The sequence below is a fragment of the Streptomyces sp. NBC_01363 genome, assembly GCF_026340595.1.
Classification (GTDB): Bacteria; Actinomycetota; Actinomycetes; order Streptomycetales; family Streptomycetaceae; genus Streptomyces.
The window spans coordinates 5,116,393-5,131,614 of record NZ_JAPEPF010000001.1 but is presented as its reverse complement, the minus strand read 5'-3'; the positions used below and the strand labels follow the sequence as shown (position 1 = coordinate 5,131,614).

Here is a 15,222-nt window from a genome sequence, read left to right as displayed (position 1 = left end):
AATTCCATCCCTGGGTGCAATGGTATTCGCCGACGAAGAGAGGAGAAGAATCGTGGCGGGCGGGCCAACAGCAGATGTTCCCCGTAGCCCCTGCACCGGTTCTGCCGTGTGGCGGGGTCCGGAGCTGGCGCACTCCCGTGCCTGGGAGCGGCATCTCGCACCGGCTCACCTCGACGAGCTCGACTCGGCGCTGCAGGCGGTACGTGTACGGGGAACCCCGCTGCTGAGGATATCCGCAGACCACTTCCCCCTACCGGCACTCGCTTCACAACTAGCGGGAATGGCCGATGAGTTGGAGAACGGCCGGGGCTTCGTCCTGGTCCGCCGCGTCCCGGTCGAGCGCTTCGGCCTCGCGGCGGCCGGCGTCCTTCTCTGGGGCCTGGGCCGGCATCTCGGCATCCCGGTGTCGCAGAACGCGACGGGACACATGCTCGGCCACATCGAGGCCACGCACGAGATCCGGGCAGCACGGCCGTTCCACACCGACGAGGCCGACACGCTCGCTGTGCTGTGCCTGCGCAATGACGGCGGCGCAGGGCATGTGGCGCTGGGCAGTTCGGCGGCGGTCCACAACACCGTGCTGGCGCGTCGGCCCGAGCTCATCGACGATCTCTATCGCACGTACTTCCTCGACCGCCTCGGAGAGCAGGCTCCGGGGCAGCGCCGCTGCCACGCGGTGCCCCTCGCCCACCGCGACCCGGAGCGGTTCAGCCTGCGTTACGACCGTCACCGGTTGGAGTCGGCACAGCGTTTTCCCGACGTGCCGCGCCTGACCCCCGGCGAACGGGAACTTTTCGACCACATCGACGGGTGGGCGGCCGCCCCGGAGCTCCGCCTCGACCTCGCTCTCGCCCCAGGAGACCTGCTGCTGGTCAACAACCACGCGGTCCTGCACTCCCTCACGGCACCGGCGGACGCCACCGGGCCCGAACCGCGGTTCAACGCACTCCGGCTGTGGCTCACCCCGCATCGCCCCCGCGAGCTGCCCCCGGAGTTCTGGGGCGACGCGCACTCCCCCGGCGGTGGCCGCGGCGGAGTCGCGCCACGCGATGTGATCACCCCGCAATCCTCGACGGCAAGGAAGCCACATGACCGACCTGTTCGCACTCCTGGCCCGATCCGTCCGGTCCCACGCTGACCGGACGGCCGTGCGGCAGGACGGGGCCCTGCTCACGTACTCCCGGCTCGACGACATGACAGCCAGGTTCGCCGCACTTCTGCGCGCCGAAGGGCTGCGGGCGGGCGACCGCGTGGCGGTGGCCCTGCCCAACGTCATCCACTTCCCCGTCGTGTACTACGGCATCCTGCGGGCCGGTGGTGTGGTGGTACCGATGAATCCACTGCTGAAGTCCGGCGAGATGGCTTTCGTGCTCCGTGACTGCGGTGCCCGTCTGGTGGTGGCCTCTCCTTCCTGCGCGGACGAGGTCGCACCGGCGGCGGCGCAGGCCGGTGCGGAGTGCCTGGTCGCGGATCCGGTGGTGTTCGACGCGCTGTTGCGCTCGGTCCCGCCGATGACCGGGGCGGCCCGCTGTGCCGACGACGACACCGCGGTGATTCTTTACACGTCCGGCACCACAGGGACGCCGAAAGGTGCGGAGCTGACGCATCGCAACCTCGTGAGCAACGCGCTGACGACGGCGCGGACGCTGCTGCGAGTGGGGCCGGACGATGTCCTGTTCGGAGGTCTCCCGTTGTTCCACGCGTTCGGGCAGACCTGTGCCCTCAACACCGCGGTCGCGGCGGGCTGTTGCCTGACCCTGCTGCCCCGCTTCGACGCGGGCGGAGCCCTGGAGACGATGCGCCGGGACGAGGTGACCGTCTTCCTGGGGGTGCCCACGATGTACAACGCGCTCCTCCAGAACGGCATCCGACAGCAGCCCCTGCCGCGGCTGCGCCTGGCGGTCTCGGGCGGCGCCTCGCTGCCCGTCGAGTTGTTGCACGCCGCCGAGCGGGAACTGGGTGTCACCGTGCTGGAGGGCTACGGCCTCTCGGAGACGTCTCCGGTGGCCTGCTTCAACCCGCCGGACAGAGCCCGCAAGCCCGGCTCCATCGGGGTTCCCGTGCACGGAGTCGAGTTGCGGCTCGTCGCGGACGACGGTTCCCCGGTCGGCCCCGGCGAGGTCGGCGAACTGGTGATCCGGGGCACGAACGTCATGAAGGGGTACTGGAACCGGCCGGACGCCACCGCGCTCGCCTTCCGCGACGGGTGGTTCCACAGCGGTGATCTCGCCCGTGCCGACGCGGACGGCTACTACTTCGTCGTCGACCGCAAGAAGGACCTGGTCATCCGCGGCGGCTACAACGTGTACCCGCGGGAGATCGAGGAGGTCCTGTACCAGCACCCGGACGTCCTGGAGGCCGCGGTGGTCGGTGTTCCCGACCCCGTGCACGGCGAGGAGATCGCCGCCGTGGTGGTCCTGCGGCCCGGTGCCCGCACGGCGTCGGACGAACTGCGCGACTATGTCAGACAGCGGGTGGCGGCCTACAAGTACCCGCGGATAGTGCGGTTCGCCGACGCGCTGCCCAAGGGAGCGACCGGCAAGATCCTCAAGCGGGACATCGTGGTCGCTCCGCCGAAGCCCCTGGAGGCCTGACCGTCACGGCTGGTGGGCCCTGGAACTGCTACGGCCTCCGGAGCCGGCTCAGGGGGTCGTGAGCAGTGTGCGGTGTGCGGTTCCAGAGGCGGGAGGCCGTGGTGTAGGGGGCCAGGTCTCACCCGGGTCGAGGTCGCTGACGAAGCGGACCCAGGACATGTGGACCGCGTCGGCCAGTTCCTGGGGCGGGGTGGCGCCGAGGGCCTCGGGGACGCCGGGCGCGCCGAGGAGGTCGAAGGCGAAGGGCAGGTCCACGCAGTGGTGTGCGAGGCCCTCGAAGGCGGGGGCGGTGGCCGCCCATTCGAACTGGTGGAGCCGGGTGGGGCGTTGGCGTTCGGCACGGGCCTCGGCAAGGGCGAGGGCGGGGATACGGAAGAGCTCGTCCGTGAGGGCCTGCCCGAGTCCGGCGCGCTCGACCATGTGGAACTCGTGGGCGGTGAAACCGAGCATGAGCGGGACCTCGGCTCCGGCGTCGCACTCCATGAGCGCCTCCGGCACCGGCTCCGGGATGAGCTCCCCGTCGACGGGGGGCGAGGTCGAGCATCGGGAGCTCGTCACGGTCCGGGCCCGGCTCCCGAAGACGGTCCTGGAGGTCGAGGAGTTCGTCGTCGCTCAGGTCGCACAGGGCTGCGGCGGTGGCCGGCGGGCCGGTACGGGAGGTGAAGAGCGCGGACACGGTCTCGGCGAGGTCCCTGCCCTGCGGCGACATGACGGCGCCCGAGACCGGGATGGCGGCCCGGAACAGGCCCTGGGCGGAGGGGACGGCAAGCAGGATCTGGACCGCACCGCCGCCCGCCGACTGGCCGGCGATCGTCACGTCGGCCGGGTCGCCGCCGAAGGCCGCGATGTTGTCCCGCACCCACTCCAGGGCGTGATCCAGTCCCGTACACCGCGGTTGTCCGGGGCGCCCTCCACGTGCAGGAACCCCTCGGTCCCCAGCCGGTAGCCGAGGGACACGAGGACGACCCCGTCCCGGTTGAACGCGGCCCCGTCGTACCACGGGCTCGCCGCCGAGCCCGCCACGAATCCGCCGCCGTGGATCCACACGAGGACGGGCAGCCCGGATTCCGGATCGGTGTCGGGGGTGAAGACGTTGAGGTTGCGCCGAGCACGGGCCCGCGGTTCGTGGAGACAAGGGGGACAAGGATGTCGGTCATGAGATGGGGCTCCTGCCGTGGGCGGTTCAGACTCGGGGGCTACGTGCTCGACGTCGCTTCTCGCCCCGGCCCATCCAGATGTGGTCGAGCACGTGTTGCACGCCCGCGACACTCCCAAGAGCTATGTGCGGACGCACGCGGGCGGGCTGGCCGATCGCGGCATCGACGAGCCCATCGCGGACCTCGCATGGATGGCGCTCGTGGATGCGCTCTACAATCACCGGCTGCTCGCGGAATTCGACCTGAAGGAGGATCGCAGGAGATCCGGGCCCAGTTGAGAACACTCGTCTCCCGGCCGTCCGTGGACCCCTGGGTGCTGTTCGATTCGACGCCGACGATGTTCCTGCCGACCGCCGAGTTCCTGGCGGCCTGCGGCTGGCACCGTCGCGATGTCGGCGCGGGGCTCGTCGTCCTCGACATCGAATCGGACTGCTACCCGGTGGTGTGTCTGCGCGCGGCGCAGGCCGAGAAGTTGACGGCACTCGCGGGCCGTGCAGGGTTCACTGCTCGGAGTCCGGGGGACTGAAGGCGGTGCCGTGATCCGTAGTGCAGGACGTCGTACTCCGTGTGCTGTCGGGTCCCCTCTGAGCCTTTCTGTTCCCGCGACGGCCCAGTATGCCGTGGACAGGAGCAGCCGCCTACAGCCGTCTGCCGCCACCGCTGTCGTGGGCGGCACGGGTACCTGGGGCGGCGGGGGGACTTGGGCGGGCAGCTACGTGTCGTCCGGAATCGGTGATGAACACACAGGCCGCCACGGTCCACGAGTGGTGGCCGCTCGCCGTCCGCACCGCCTCACGCAGCTGGCCCGGCACCCGGTCCGCCCCGGTTGCCCACCACGAATCCGGCGCGTTTGAGGGTATGGATGACCGGAGCCGTCTCGACCGCGTCGACTCCCGTGAGCGTGCAGTCGATCGCGTGGTGGAGCCCTGGACCATGAAGTACGGCCACTCCTCGGAGATCACACCGAGCTTCGCCGTACTCGGCGAGCAGCTCGTGGCAGGCGCGGGTGTACTCGCTGAACAGAACGAGGACGTAAGGCAAGGGGCCACCGCCGTTCCAGATCCTGCGGGGCGAAGAAATTCTCCATAGGCGTGCTGATAGGGCCCTCCAACGAAAAGGCCCCGCAACTAACGAAAGCTTTATCGATGTCTTAGCAGGTCAGGCGGACAGAACCAGCGTAAAACGGATGACCCCAAGATTGGGGCTCCCCAACCAGCACATCGTGGGCTTAACTTAGGTGTCATGACCTCCCCCCGCTCCACCTACGGCGGCGGCTACTACGCCGCACCGTCGTTCCCCGACACTCCGATCTACGACTCCCTGGTCGCGGAGCGGGGCACCCCTCAGATCGCTCCGATCCGAGTGCCTGCCGCCTATGACACCGGCAACAGCTATCTGCCGGCGCTCCCGGCGGCGCTGCCGGCTCTTCCCGCGGCACCTTCCCAACCCGGTCCGTCGTACGGCTACCAGCAGCCGCCGGCCCAGCAGGGTTACGCGCCGGTGCAGCCCGCGCCGTTGCAGCACGCGCAGTTGCAGCACGCCCCGGCGCCGTACATCCCGCAGCAGCCGACCGCGGCCCGTGGCGGGTATCAGGCGCCCCATCCGCAGCAACAGCCGCGGCCCGCGCCGGGCACGGGTTACGAGGCGATGCGTCCGGCGTCACCGCGCCCGGCCCCGGCGCCCTCGCCCTACGAGGACCCGTACAACCGCCCGTACCAGGGCCGGGGGTACTGAGCCGACGATCACGCACGGTCGCGCGAAGTCGTCGTCGAGCCATGGGGACTCGACGGCGACTTCGGCGTTCCCGCACCGAACGGGCCGTCAGTCCGGCCCGACGGGCGGGAACTCACGGGGGTGGTCCGTGCGTTGACCGGGGTGAAGTTGCTCTCTCTTCGCTCCTTCCGCGCGCGAAGCGTGCCGTATCAGGCTAAGACGGATACGGAAGGGGGGTGCAGGACTGTGCGAGCGGTTACGGGTGTGTGGCGCTGGCGGCACAATCCCCTGCGCCGCGCCACTGACCGGCGCGAGGCATGGGTGGCTCTTGTCGCGTTGTTCCTCATGGTGCTGGCGGCCCCGGCACTGGGCTGGGTGTGCGGGGCGCACACCGACGACGCCCTGCAGAAATCGGTACGGGCCCAGCGGGCCGGGCGTCATGCCACCACCGCGGTCGTGGTGCGGCGGTCACCACGAGCGCCGCGCGTCGTCGCCGATCCCGAAATTTCCTCGGAGCGCGGCTCGCAGACCTCGGTGGTGGCGCGCTGGAAGGCCCCGGACGGCACGAACCGCCGCGGCACCGTGACGACCTCCTCCCGGAAGACCGGACCCGGCGCCGAGGTGGAGATCTGGACGGACCTCGACGGCCACCCCGTATCGCGCCCCATGGACGCTCCGACCGCCCGCACCCACGCCGTGCTGGCCGGGTTCGGGGCGATGCTGCTCACCCTCGGACTGATCGAGGGCGTCCGACAACTGATCGTCCGGCACATGGTGCGGGGGCGGTACACCCGGATCGACCGGGACTGGGCCGAGACCGGTCCGGACTGGGGCAGGACCGGGACCGGCAGCTGATCAGCTGCTGATCGAGGCAACTCCCGCCCGCCGCGCGCGCTACGGTGGACCGGCCCGCCCGCTTTCCCGGTGGGCGGTCCCGGGATTCGCCGCTGCCGCAAGGCCGGTGACACGGGCATCACGCACGCACGAGGTGGGGGCACAACAGCGCCATGGCACAGGGCACGGTCCAGGTGACGCACACCGGCACATCGCGGTGGCGGCGCCGCACAGGCGAATACGCCTCCCTCACCGCAGCTCTGGAGGCCGCGGCCGACGGCGATGTCCTCACCATCGCACCGGGCACCTACCGGGAGAATCTGATCCTGCACCGCGCGGTGACCCTGCGCGGACCCGAGGGCTCCGTCGGTTCCGTGCGGATCGCGCCGGCCGACGGCGTGCCGCTGACCATCCGCGCCTCCGCCGTCGTCTCGGACCTCCATGTGGAGGGCCAGGACTCGACGGCCCCCGCGCTGCTGGTCGAGGACGGCGCAGCGGAGATCGCGGACCTGCGGATCGTCACCCGTTCCGCCGCCGGGATCGAGGTGCGCGGCACGGCCCGGCCGACCGTGCGCCGCTGCACGGTCGACAACCCCGCCGGGGTCGGCATCGCCGTACTCGACGGCGCGGGTGGCGTGTTCGAGGAGTGCGAGGTCGTCTCCGCCGGGCAGTCCGGCGTCTCGGTGCGCGACGGCGCACATCCGCGGCTGGATCGCTGCCGGATCCACCACGCGTCGGGCGCGGGTCTGAGCGTCACGGGAGAGGGCAGTGCCCTGGAGGGCGTCGGCTGCGAGGTGTACGAGATCAAGGGCAGCGGGATACAGGTGACCGCCCGCGCGGCCGCCCACCTCACCGACTGCACGGTGCACCGCACTTCGGCGGACGGCGTCACGCTCGACACCGACGCCGTGCTGACGCTCGCCGACTGCGACATCCACGACATCCCGGAGAACGCGGTGGATCTGCGCTCCCGTTCGGTCCTCACCCTGACCCGCTCCACGGTGCGCCGCTTCGGCCGCAACGGCCTCTCGGTCTGGGATCCCGGCACCCGTGTCGACGCCAACCAGTGCGAGATCCATGACAGTACGGGCGACTATCCGGCGGTCTGGGTGAGCGACGGGGCGACCGTGATACTGGACTCCTGCCGGGTCCACGACGTGCCGGACGCCATCTTCGTCCTCGACCGGGGCTCGCGCGCCGATGTCGTCGACAGCGATCTGTCGCAGGTCCGCAACACCGCGGTGTCGGTGAGCGACGGGGCGACCGCGCAGCTGGACGACTGCCGCATCCGTGAGGCGTCCACCGGCGCCTGGTTCCGCGACCACGGCAGCGGAGGCACACTGAACAACTGCACCATCGACACGGCACAGACCGGAGTGATCGTCACCAAGGGCGCCGACCCGACGATCGAGCGCTGCACGGTCACCTCGCCCGCCGAGGCCGGTTTCTACGTCTCCGCCGAGGGCCGCGGCACGTTCGACAGTTGCCGGGTCACCGGCAGCGACGGCTACGGCTTCCATGTGATGGACGGTTGCCGTACGACGCTGACCCGTTGCCGGACCGAGCGGTGCGCACGCGGTGGATACGAGTTCGCCGAACCGCCCGCCGCACACGGTGACGGCCAGGGAACCGGCCCCGTCGTGGAGAACTGCACGAGCGACGAGAGCGCGCTGCGCACCCCCGCTCCCCCGGCGCCCACCGTGCTGACGGCCACCCAGTCGGCCCCCGGGCTGCTCGGCGGGGTCCCCGGGCAGCGTGCCGTCGAGCCCGCCCCGGCCGAGGCGCCCGCCACCGAGCCGGCGCGCGCGTCGGACGCGGTGCTCGGGGAGTTGGACGCACTGGTGGGCCTGGACAGCGTCAAGCGGGAGGTGCGCGCCCTCACCGACATGATCGAGGTGGGCCGTCGGCGCCAGGAGGCCGGGCTCAAGGCCGCGTCGGTCCGGCGCCACCTCGTCTTCACCGGCTCCCCCGGCACCGGCAAGACCACCGTGGCCCGGCTGTACGGCGAGATCCTCGCCTCGCTCGGGGTACTGGAACGGGGCCATCTGATCGAGGTGTCCCGCGTCGATCTGGTCGGTGAGCACATCGGCTCGACCGCCATCCGTACGCAGGAGGCCTTCGACCGGGCGCGCGGCGGGGTGCTGTTCGTCGACGAGGCGTACGCCCTGTCGCCCGAGGACTCCGGCCGGGACTTCGGCCGGGAGGCGATCGACACGCTGGTGAAGCTGATGGAGGACCACCGGGACGCGGTGGTCGTCATCGTCGCCGGTTACACCCACGAGATGGAGCGGTTCCTCACCGTCAACCCCGGGGTGGCGTCCCGTTTCTCCCGGACCATCACCTTCAGCGACTACGAGCCCGCCGAGCTGCTGCGGATCGTCGGGCAGCAGGCCGACGAGCACGAGTACAGCCTGGCCTCCGGGACCGGGGAGGCGCTGCTGAAGTACTTCACCGAGCTGCCCAAGGGCCCGGCGTTCGGCAACGGCCGCACCGCGCGCCAGACCTTCGAGTCGATGGTGGAGCGGCACGCGGGACGGGTCGCCCAGCTCGCCGAGCCGAGCACGGACGACCTCACCCTGCTCTACCCCGAGGACCTGCCGGAACTTCCCTGACTCCGCGGGGCCTCGGAGCCGTCCTCCCCGCCGGCCTGGCGGGGCAGGACCGGGTCCAGCCGCTCCAGCAGCGCGGCCCGTTCCTGGGCGAAGACCGGGTCGGCCTGGTAGTCCGAGTGCCCCAGAACGGCTTCGGGCAGCGGATGTTCGGGAGTCCGCCCATAGACCAGGGGGTCCTTCAGCGGGCCGCGGTCCACCTCGGGCCCGGGTCCCTCGTCGAGCCGGACCCGGCCGCCGATGGGGTCGGTGGCCCGCCACAGATTGCGCCAGCAGTGCACGGACCGGTGCAGCGCGTGCAGCGGTCCCGGGCCGAAGTAGGCCGGGAACCAGCGGCCGTACAGTCGCTCGATCGGCGAGCCGTAGGTGAGCAGGGCGACCCGGCTCCGGGTGTGGGCGGGCAGCTGCCAGACCGCGGACGCCGCGAGGACGCTGCCCTGGGAGTGCCCGGAGATGACGAGCCTGCCGCAGGTGAGCCCGGTCCAGCCGGACATCCGTGACGCCAGGTCGGGGACGGCACGCTCGGCGTAGCAGGGCGGTGCGAAGGGGTGGGCGGCACGCGGCCAGAACGTACCGACGTCCCAGAGGATGCCGATGGTGCGCCGGGCCGAGGCGTCGCGGTAGGCGCGGCGGCCCCAGGTGACGAAGAGTACGAAGCCGAGTCCGACCATCCAGGAGCCGGTCGACTGGGCGGCCTGGGCGACGGACTCGACGAACGGGCCGTTGCCCTTCATCGCGAGACCGGGCACCTCTCCGCTCGCCCAGGCCCCGCCGACCGCCGCCGCGCCGAGCAGCAGGGTGGCGCCGCAGACCGGGCCGAGGATCCAGGGCGCGGAGTCGGTGAGGGCGGCCGCGGCCTGGATCCGGGCGATCTGCCGGGTCCGGGCGGGGTCCGGCCGTTCCTCCTCGTACTCCTGGTCGATACGGGGCTCCAGGGCGCGGGCGGCCAGCCAGGTCCGGACGAGCAGCAGGAGGGCGGGGACGGCCAGCAGCACCAGGAGCACGGGGATGACCGAGGCCTGCCAGCTGAGCAGCACCGGCGGTCCCTCGATGACGGAGCTCCTGCCCATACCGGGGGTGCCGGGGCCGTCGAGCCAGTCGGCGACGCGCTGGGAGACCCCGCCGCTCATGACGCCGCCGAGGGCGCAGGCGAGCATCGCGACCACGGGCCCGCCGAGTCCGTACATGACGGTGCGGGGTTCGGGGGTCCGGCGGTACAGGCTCAGCGACACCACGGCTAGTACGACGACGAGTACCCCCTGGCCGAGGGTGATGACGCTGAAGGCGAGGTCGCCGGGCAGGGCACCGGCGGAGACCCAGTCGGGACGGGACCATGCGGCGTACGCCGCGGCGAGGACGAGCAGGGCCAGTGCCGCGCCGGGCAGATAGGTGATGAGCGCACGGTCGAGGCGGTTGTCGAGGCGTCGTTCGCTGCGGCCGCGGCGGCAGACCACCCAGAGCACGACGATGCCGCCCAGGAGCAGTGCCGCCTCGATCAGCCGGCCGAGGATGCCGGGTACGGGGCCGGCAGCGGCGCGGTCGTGGCGGGCGGCTGCGCCCGCGACCGACGCGGCGACGGTCAGGAATCCGGCGGCGGTGTGGGCGGCGCGCAGCCGGGCGACCAGGCGGCGGCCGTACCAGAATCCGGGCCGGCCGAGGGCGGGGCGGCCGACGGGCGCGGTGCCGGTGGTGTCGGGTGCGGGGGCGGGCGCCGGGTCGAGGTCGTCGTCGTCCGGTTCGGTTCCGGTGAGCGGGCGCTGCGATTCGTACGCGCTCCAGGTCCGGTTGGACAGGAACCAGAGGAGCACCACCAGGGCGGTGGGCACCAGTGCGGCGAGGGCGAGCCTGCGGCCCGGCTGGGACCACCAGCCGCCCTGCGCCGTGGACAGGAAGCCGAGCCAGGACCGCTGGTTCGAGCAGTCCGGCACGCCCGCGCACTGCCAGGCCGTCAGATCGAGCGCGACCTCGCAGGCCGCCGCGGTCAGCAGGACCGTGAGGCTGAGCGCGACGAGCCGGACGAGGACGCCGTACAGGCGAACCGCGCGGGTGCGGGACCGGGCGGTGGGGCGCATCCAGTGGGCGAGGTTGACCACCATGAACGGGAGCAGCAGCAGCCACAGGGCGCGGGAGCCGTTGCCGGAGGTCAGGTTGGACCAGCAGTAGGCCTCGGGGATGGGCCGGTCTCGGTACCGCTCCGGGTGCTGTTCGGCGTCCGTGTCCTCGGCCCGCCGGTAGATGGCGGCGGTGGCGTCGCCGGTGAGGCGGACCGTACGCGGATCGTCGAGCATCTCCTGGGGGGTGGCGCCGCCCACGCCGTGGACCAGCAATTCCAGCGCGGGCCCCGGACTCTGCGGGACATGGGTGGCAGGTGGCACTGGAGTGACTCGCTCTCTCGGTTGTGGGGGGAATGTTGACGCGTGGTCATCAGAATCGTGGCAGCGGGCCGGCGGCCGCGCCTCTCTCACGGAATCTCCCCAGTGCGGCGGCAGGCGACACCGCGTGGCAGGATGACCCCGTTCGAAGAGACTGCTGCACGGCCAGAAGGAAGGACCGGACCCGGCGTTGAGCGAGAATCAGAACCTGCTCGCGGAGCAGCGGCGCGCCCTGATCCTCGACGAAGTGCGCAGGCGCGGCGGGGTCCGGGTCAATGAGCTGACCCGCAAGCTGAATGTCTCCGACATGACGGTGCGCCGGGACCTGGACGCGTTGGCCCGTCAGGGGGTCGTCGAGAAGGTGCACGGCGGGGCCGTTCCGGTGGTCGAGGCCAGTACGCACGAGCCCGGATTCGAGGCGAAGTCGGCGCTGGAGCTGACCGCCAAGGAGGACATCGCGCGAGCGGCGGCGGCCATGGCGGTGCCCGGCAGCGCCATCGCGCTCTCCGGTGGCACGACGACGTACGCCCTCGCCCAGCAGTTGCTGAACGTACCGGATCTGACGGTGGTGACCAACTCGGTGCGGGTCGCCGATGTCTTCTACTCCGCCCAGCGGTCGGGGGGCGCGGCCGGAGCGCGGCCCGGGGCCGCCACGGTGGTGCTCACCGGCGGGGTGCGGACCCCTTCGGACTCGCTGGTCGGTCCGGTCGCCGATCAGGCGATCGCCTCGCTCCATTTCGATGTGCTGTTCCTCGGGGTGCACGGGATCTCGGTGGAGGCCGGGCTCTCGACGCCGAATCTGGCGGAGGCCGAGACCAACCGCCGTTTCGTCCAGTCGGCCCGGCGGGTGGTGGTGGTCGCCGACCACACCAAGTGGGGCACAGTGGGTCTGAGTTCGTTCGCGACGCTGGAGCAGGTGGACACGTTCGTGACGGACGCGGGGCTGTCGGACGCCGCCCGTGCGGAGATCGAGGAGCATCTGCCGGGCCTGGTGGTGACGGGCCGGACCGCGGACGGCGGCGCCTGAGCCGCCGGACCGTGCGCGGGTTCCGCTCCGCTCGCGCCGGGCGGTGCGCGGGGCCGGGACCTTGGCGGCAAGCCCTTAGGATCGAGGCGTGGCCGTCTTCCGGATCGAGCGCTTCACCTCCCTCCCCGCCGCCGAGTCCTGGCGCCGGGTGACGGACTGGGAACGGCACGCCGCGCATGTACCGCTGACCAGGATCACCGTCCCCACGGGTCTGCCGACCGGGGTCGGGACCGTCTTCGTGGCGCGTACGGGCGTGGGGCCGCTGGCGTTCGACGATCCGATGGAAGTGGTGCGGTGGACGCCTCCGGCCGCCGGGCGCGCGGGGCTGTGCCGGCTGGAGAAACGCGGTTCGCTGGTGCTGGGCCGGGCTTCGATCGACGTGTATCCGACGGACTTCGGATCCCATGTGGTGTGGGTGGAGGAACTGGGCGTCCGGCTGCTGCCGCGGTGGGGCGACCCGCTGATCGCCGGAGCGGGCCGCCGGGTCTTCGGCCGGGTGCTCGACAGCATGCTGGACCGTCCGGCGCGGCCCCGTCCGTAGCGGGTGCCCGCCCCGGAGCGTGTCCGTGAGGTTCGCACGGACGGCGACAGCGACAGCGACACCTGATGATGCGTCAGCTATGGTGTGCGCGAACCCGTCCGCCGCCGACCGCACGGGAGGTGCGTCCCATGCCACGCCGACTCCGTTCCGTGGAACTTGAGTTCGTCGATACCGCTCCGCTGAAGCTGGTCTTCGCCGCCGAGGTGGCTGCGGCCCCCGAGGAGGTCTACCGCGCGCTCGCCGACGACGTGCCGGGCTGGCCGGGCTGGTTCACGGCGGTGACGGCCGCCCGGCCCACCGAAGGCGGCGCGGGCCGCGAGGTCCGGCTCAGGGGCGGCTTCGTGATCCACGAGACGATCATGGCGGCGGAGCCCGGCAAGCGGTACGCCTACCGGGCCGACCGGACCAACGCCCCGGGCATGCGGGCCCTGTTGGAGGAGTGGCGGCTCACCCCGGCCGGGACCGGGACAATGGTGCGGTGGACCTTCGCCGCCGACGGCTCCGCGCCCTTCCGGTACACCCTGCGGCTGGCCCGGTCGGGCATGGGCCGGTCCTTCCGGGACGCGGTACGCAAGCTCGACCGGCGGCTGACCGGGTCCGCGCCCTGAGGGCTGCCGCGCCGCACGCACCCGCTTCCGTCCCGGCGGTCAGGGCCAGTTGCCGTCGGCCAGGAAGGAGTCGATGGTCGCGGTGTACGGGGCGATGTCCAGGCCCTGTCCGGCGAGCCAGCTGTCGGAGTAGTACTTGTCGAGGTAGCGGTCGCCCGGGTCGCAGATCAGGGTGACGATGCTGCCCGTACTGCCCTGCTCGACCATCTCGGCGACCAGTTTGAACGCGCTCCACAGCCCGGTGCCGGTGGAGCCGCCGGCCTTGCGGCCGATGGCCTTCTCCAGGGCGCGCACGGCCGCGACACTGGCCGCGTCCGGCACCTTCATCATCCGGTCGATGGCCCCGGGCACGAAGCTCGGCTCCATCCGTGGCCTGCCGATGCCCTCGATCCGGGAGCCGCAGTCGCTGGTGGCCAGGGGATTGTGGTTGGTCCAGCCGTCGAAGAAACAGGAGTTCTCCGGGTCGGGCACGCAGATCCGGGTGTCGAACTGCATGTAGTGCACATAGCGGGCGATGGTCGCCGAGGTGCCGCCGGTTCCGGCCGTGGCGACGATCCACATCGGTTCCGGATAACGCTCCAGCCGCAACTGCTGGTAGATCGACTCGGCGATGTTGTTGTTGCCGCGCCAGTCGGTGGCCCGCTCGGCGTAGGTGAACTGGTCCATGTAGTGGCCGCCGGTCTCCGCGGCGAGCGTGGCGGACTCCTCGTACATCTTCCGCGAGTCGTCGACGAAGTGGCAGCGGCCGCCGTGGAATTCGATCAGCCGACACTTCTCGGGGCTGGTGGTACGGGGCATCACGGCGATGAACGGCACGCCGATCAGCTTGGCGAAGTACGCCTCCGAGACGGCCGTCGAGCCACTGGACGCCTCGATCACCGGCTTGTCCGGCCGGATCCAGCCGTTGCAGAGCCCGTAGAGGAAGAGCGAGCGGGCCAGCCGGTGCTTGAGACTGCCGGTGGGATGCGTCGACTCGTCCTTGAGATAGAGGTCGATGCCCCACGCCTCGGGCAGCGGGAAGCGCAGCAGATGGGTGTCGGCGGAGCGGTTGGCGTCGGCCTGGACCTTGCGCACCGCCTCCTTCAGCCAGGCCCGGTACCCGGCGTCGGAACGGTCGATGTCGGTCGTCGCCGCGGCCCGGCCGCCGTCTCCGTGCTTTTCGGTGCCCATCAGCGCGTTCCTCCTCGTGTCATCGTCACTCTCCACCCACAACCTATTCCTCCTACCTGCACAAACGTTTACTTTGGTGCTCCATAGCCCTGCCTTGGCGTCGGCCGGCCCGGCAACCGCGGCACCGATCCGGGACGCGACCTGGCGCGCCGCTCCCGGTTTGTGCAGACTGCCCATCAGAAGTGTCACGAAGGGGGCGAAGCAGTCATGCCGGAAACGGAGTTCAGCGCGACGGGGGTACGGATCGAGCGATGGGCCCGCTCGCTCACCAGGGCCGGGCAGGTGATCGTCAAGGACGGCAGGCTGGCCCTGCTGACCAGCAACGGGCGGGAGATCGACAGCGCCCCGGTGGTGACGGTGAGTGCGGGCAGACCGTGGTTCGCCGGAACCGGTGCGGCCGTGGCCCGCCTCAACGGGACGCGGTACCGGCTGACGATGGGCCAGCGCAACCGCGGTCCGGACCGGGCCGGACCGGCCCGCCGGTTCCTGGAGACGCTGCGCAGTGCGGGCGGACGGATGACCTGAGACGGGCGGCGGCGACGGAGGGCCGCGAGTTGCGGAGCCGTGACCCCTGGGTGACATTGAACACGTCACTCA

Annotated in this window: 15 protein-coding genes and 1 pseudogene; 11 read left to right on the top strand and 5 right to left on the bottom strand. The window is 71.4% G+C overall.

What is annotated here, in order from left to right; translation table 11 throughout:
- Nucleotides 1-19 precede the first annotated feature (19 nt).
- Together OG611_RS23290 and OG611_RS23285 are read left to right on the top strand one after the other, a co-directional pair.
- Nucleotides 20-1,138 carry a TauD/TfdA family dioxygenase gene (locus OG611_RS23290; RefSeq protein WP_266423369.1) on the top strand — a complete coding sequence of 373 codons (1,119 nt, stop codon included), beginning with the start codon at nucleotides 20-22 and terminating at the stop codon, nucleotides 1,136-1,138.
- Nucleotides 1,089-2,594, top strand: coding sequence for a long-chain fatty acid--CoA ligase (locus OG611_RS23285; protein ID WP_266423367.1), 1,506 nt, complete (start codon nucleotides 1,089-1,091; stop codon nucleotides 2,592-2,594). The genes OG611_RS23290 and OG611_RS23285 overlap by 50 nt, the downstream gene beginning before the upstream one ends.
- Nucleotides 2,595-2,642: 48 nt before the next feature.
- Here the strand turns inward: OG611_RS23285 and OG611_RS23280 are convergent, their stop codons facing one another.
- From OG611_RS23280 to OG611_RS23270, 3 genes and pseudogenes are all read right to left on the bottom strand, one after another.
- Nucleotides 2,643-3,152 (bottom strand): hypothetical protein, encoded by a 510-nt coding sequence (locus OG611_RS23280; RefSeq protein WP_266423365.1) that lies wholly within the window; start codon nucleotides 3,150-3,152, stop codon nucleotides 2,643-2,645.
- Between the two features lie 202 nt (nucleotides 3,153-3,354).
- Nucleotides 3,355-3,411 (bottom strand): annotated as a pseudogene (locus tag OG611_RS23275) (hypothetical protein); the annotation flags it as partial.
- Nucleotides 3,408-3,641 (bottom strand): carboxylesterase family protein, encoded by a 234-nt coding sequence (locus OG611_RS23270; RefSeq protein WP_266423363.1) that lies wholly within the window; start codon nucleotides 3,639-3,641, stop codon nucleotides 3,408-3,410. The pseudogene OG611_RS23275 and the gene OG611_RS23270, both read right to left, overlap by 4 nt.
- A gap of 190 nt (nucleotides 3,642-3,831) precedes the next feature.
- On the opposite strand from OG611_RS23270, the gene OG611_RS23265 reads away from it, so the two are divergent.
- From OG611_RS23265 to OG611_RS23245, 5 genes are all read left to right on the top strand, one after another.
- Nucleotides 3,832-4,029 (top strand): hypothetical protein, encoded by a 198-nt coding sequence (locus OG611_RS23265; RefSeq protein ID WP_266423361.1) that lies wholly within the window; start codon nucleotides 3,832-3,834, stop codon nucleotides 4,027-4,029.
- Nucleotides 4,026-4,277, top strand: a complete 252-nt coding sequence (locus OG611_RS23260; RefSeq protein WP_266423360.1) for a hypothetical protein — start codon at nucleotides 4,026-4,028, stop codon at nucleotides 4,275-4,277. The genes OG611_RS23265 and OG611_RS23260 overlap by 4 nt, the downstream gene beginning before the upstream one ends.
- 716 nt (nucleotides 4,278-4,993) lie before the next feature.
- Nucleotides 4,994-5,485: a DUF6643 family protein gene (locus OG611_RS23255; protein ID WP_266423358.1), complete on the top strand. Its 492-nt coding sequence runs from the start codon at nucleotides 4,994-4,996 to the stop codon at nucleotides 5,483-5,485.
- A 225-nt stretch (nucleotides 5,486-5,710) separates the two neighbouring features.
- A complete protein-coding gene (locus tag OG611_RS23250; RefSeq protein ID WP_266423357.1) occupies nucleotides 5,711-6,319 on the top strand; it encodes a hypothetical protein in 609 nt (202 codons plus the stop codon).
- A 152-nt stretch (nucleotides 6,320-6,471) separates the two neighbouring features.
- Nucleotides 6,472-8,910 (top strand): right-handed parallel beta-helix repeat-containing protein, encoded by a 2,439-nt coding sequence (locus OG611_RS23245; RefSeq protein ID WP_266423355.1) that lies wholly within the window; start codon nucleotides 6,472-6,474, stop codon nucleotides 8,908-8,910.
- On the opposite strand, the gene OG611_RS23240 is transcribed toward OG611_RS23245, so the two are convergent.
- Nucleotides 8,880-11,282, bottom strand: a complete 2,403-nt coding sequence (locus OG611_RS23240; protein WP_266423352.1) for a hypothetical protein — start codon at nucleotides 11,280-11,282, stop codon at nucleotides 8,880-8,882. The genes OG611_RS23245 and OG611_RS23240 overlap by 31 nt on opposite strands.
- A 187-nt stretch (nucleotides 11,283-11,469) precedes the next feature.
- Between OG611_RS23240 and OG611_RS23235 the strand changes: the two genes are divergently transcribed.
- The 3 genes from OG611_RS23235 to OG611_RS23225 all read left to right on the top strand — a co-directional run bounded on the left by OG611_RS23235 (nucleotide 11,470) and on the right by OG611_RS23225 (nucleotide 13,455).
- Entirely contained in the window at nucleotides 11,470-12,306 is an 837-nt protein-coding gene (locus OG611_RS23235; RefSeq protein ID WP_266423348.1) for a DeoR/GlpR family DNA-binding transcription regulator, read from the top strand.
- Between the two features lie 88 nt (nucleotides 12,307-12,394).
- The gene (locus OG611_RS23230) at nucleotides 12,395-12,847 is read left to right on the top strand and encodes an SRPBCC family protein (RefSeq protein ID WP_266423345.1); all 453 of its coding nucleotides are present in this window, start codon (nucleotides 12,395-12,397) and stop codon (nucleotides 12,845-12,847) included.
- A 128-nt stretch (nucleotides 12,848-12,975) separates the two neighbouring features.
- Nucleotides 12,976-13,455, top strand: a complete 480-nt coding sequence (locus OG611_RS23225; protein WP_266423342.1) for an SRPBCC family protein — start codon at nucleotides 12,976-12,978, stop codon at nucleotides 13,453-13,455.
- Nucleotides 13,456-13,494: 39 nt separating this feature from the next.
- Here the strand turns inward: OG611_RS23225 and OG611_RS23220 are convergent, their stop codons facing one another.
- Nucleotides 13,495-14,625, bottom strand: coding sequence for a PLP-dependent cysteine synthase family protein (locus OG611_RS23220; RefSeq protein WP_266423339.1), 1,131 nt, complete (start codon nucleotides 14,623-14,625; stop codon nucleotides 13,495-13,497).
- Nucleotides 14,626-14,832: 207 nt separating this feature from the next.
- Between OG611_RS23220 and OG611_RS23215 the strand changes: the two genes are divergently transcribed.
- The gene (locus OG611_RS23215) at nucleotides 14,833-15,150 is read left to right on the top strand and encodes a hypothetical protein (protein WP_266423336.1); all 318 of its coding nucleotides are present in this window, start codon (nucleotides 14,833-14,835) and stop codon (nucleotides 15,148-15,150) included.
- Nucleotides 15,151-15,222 lie beyond the last annotated feature (72 nt).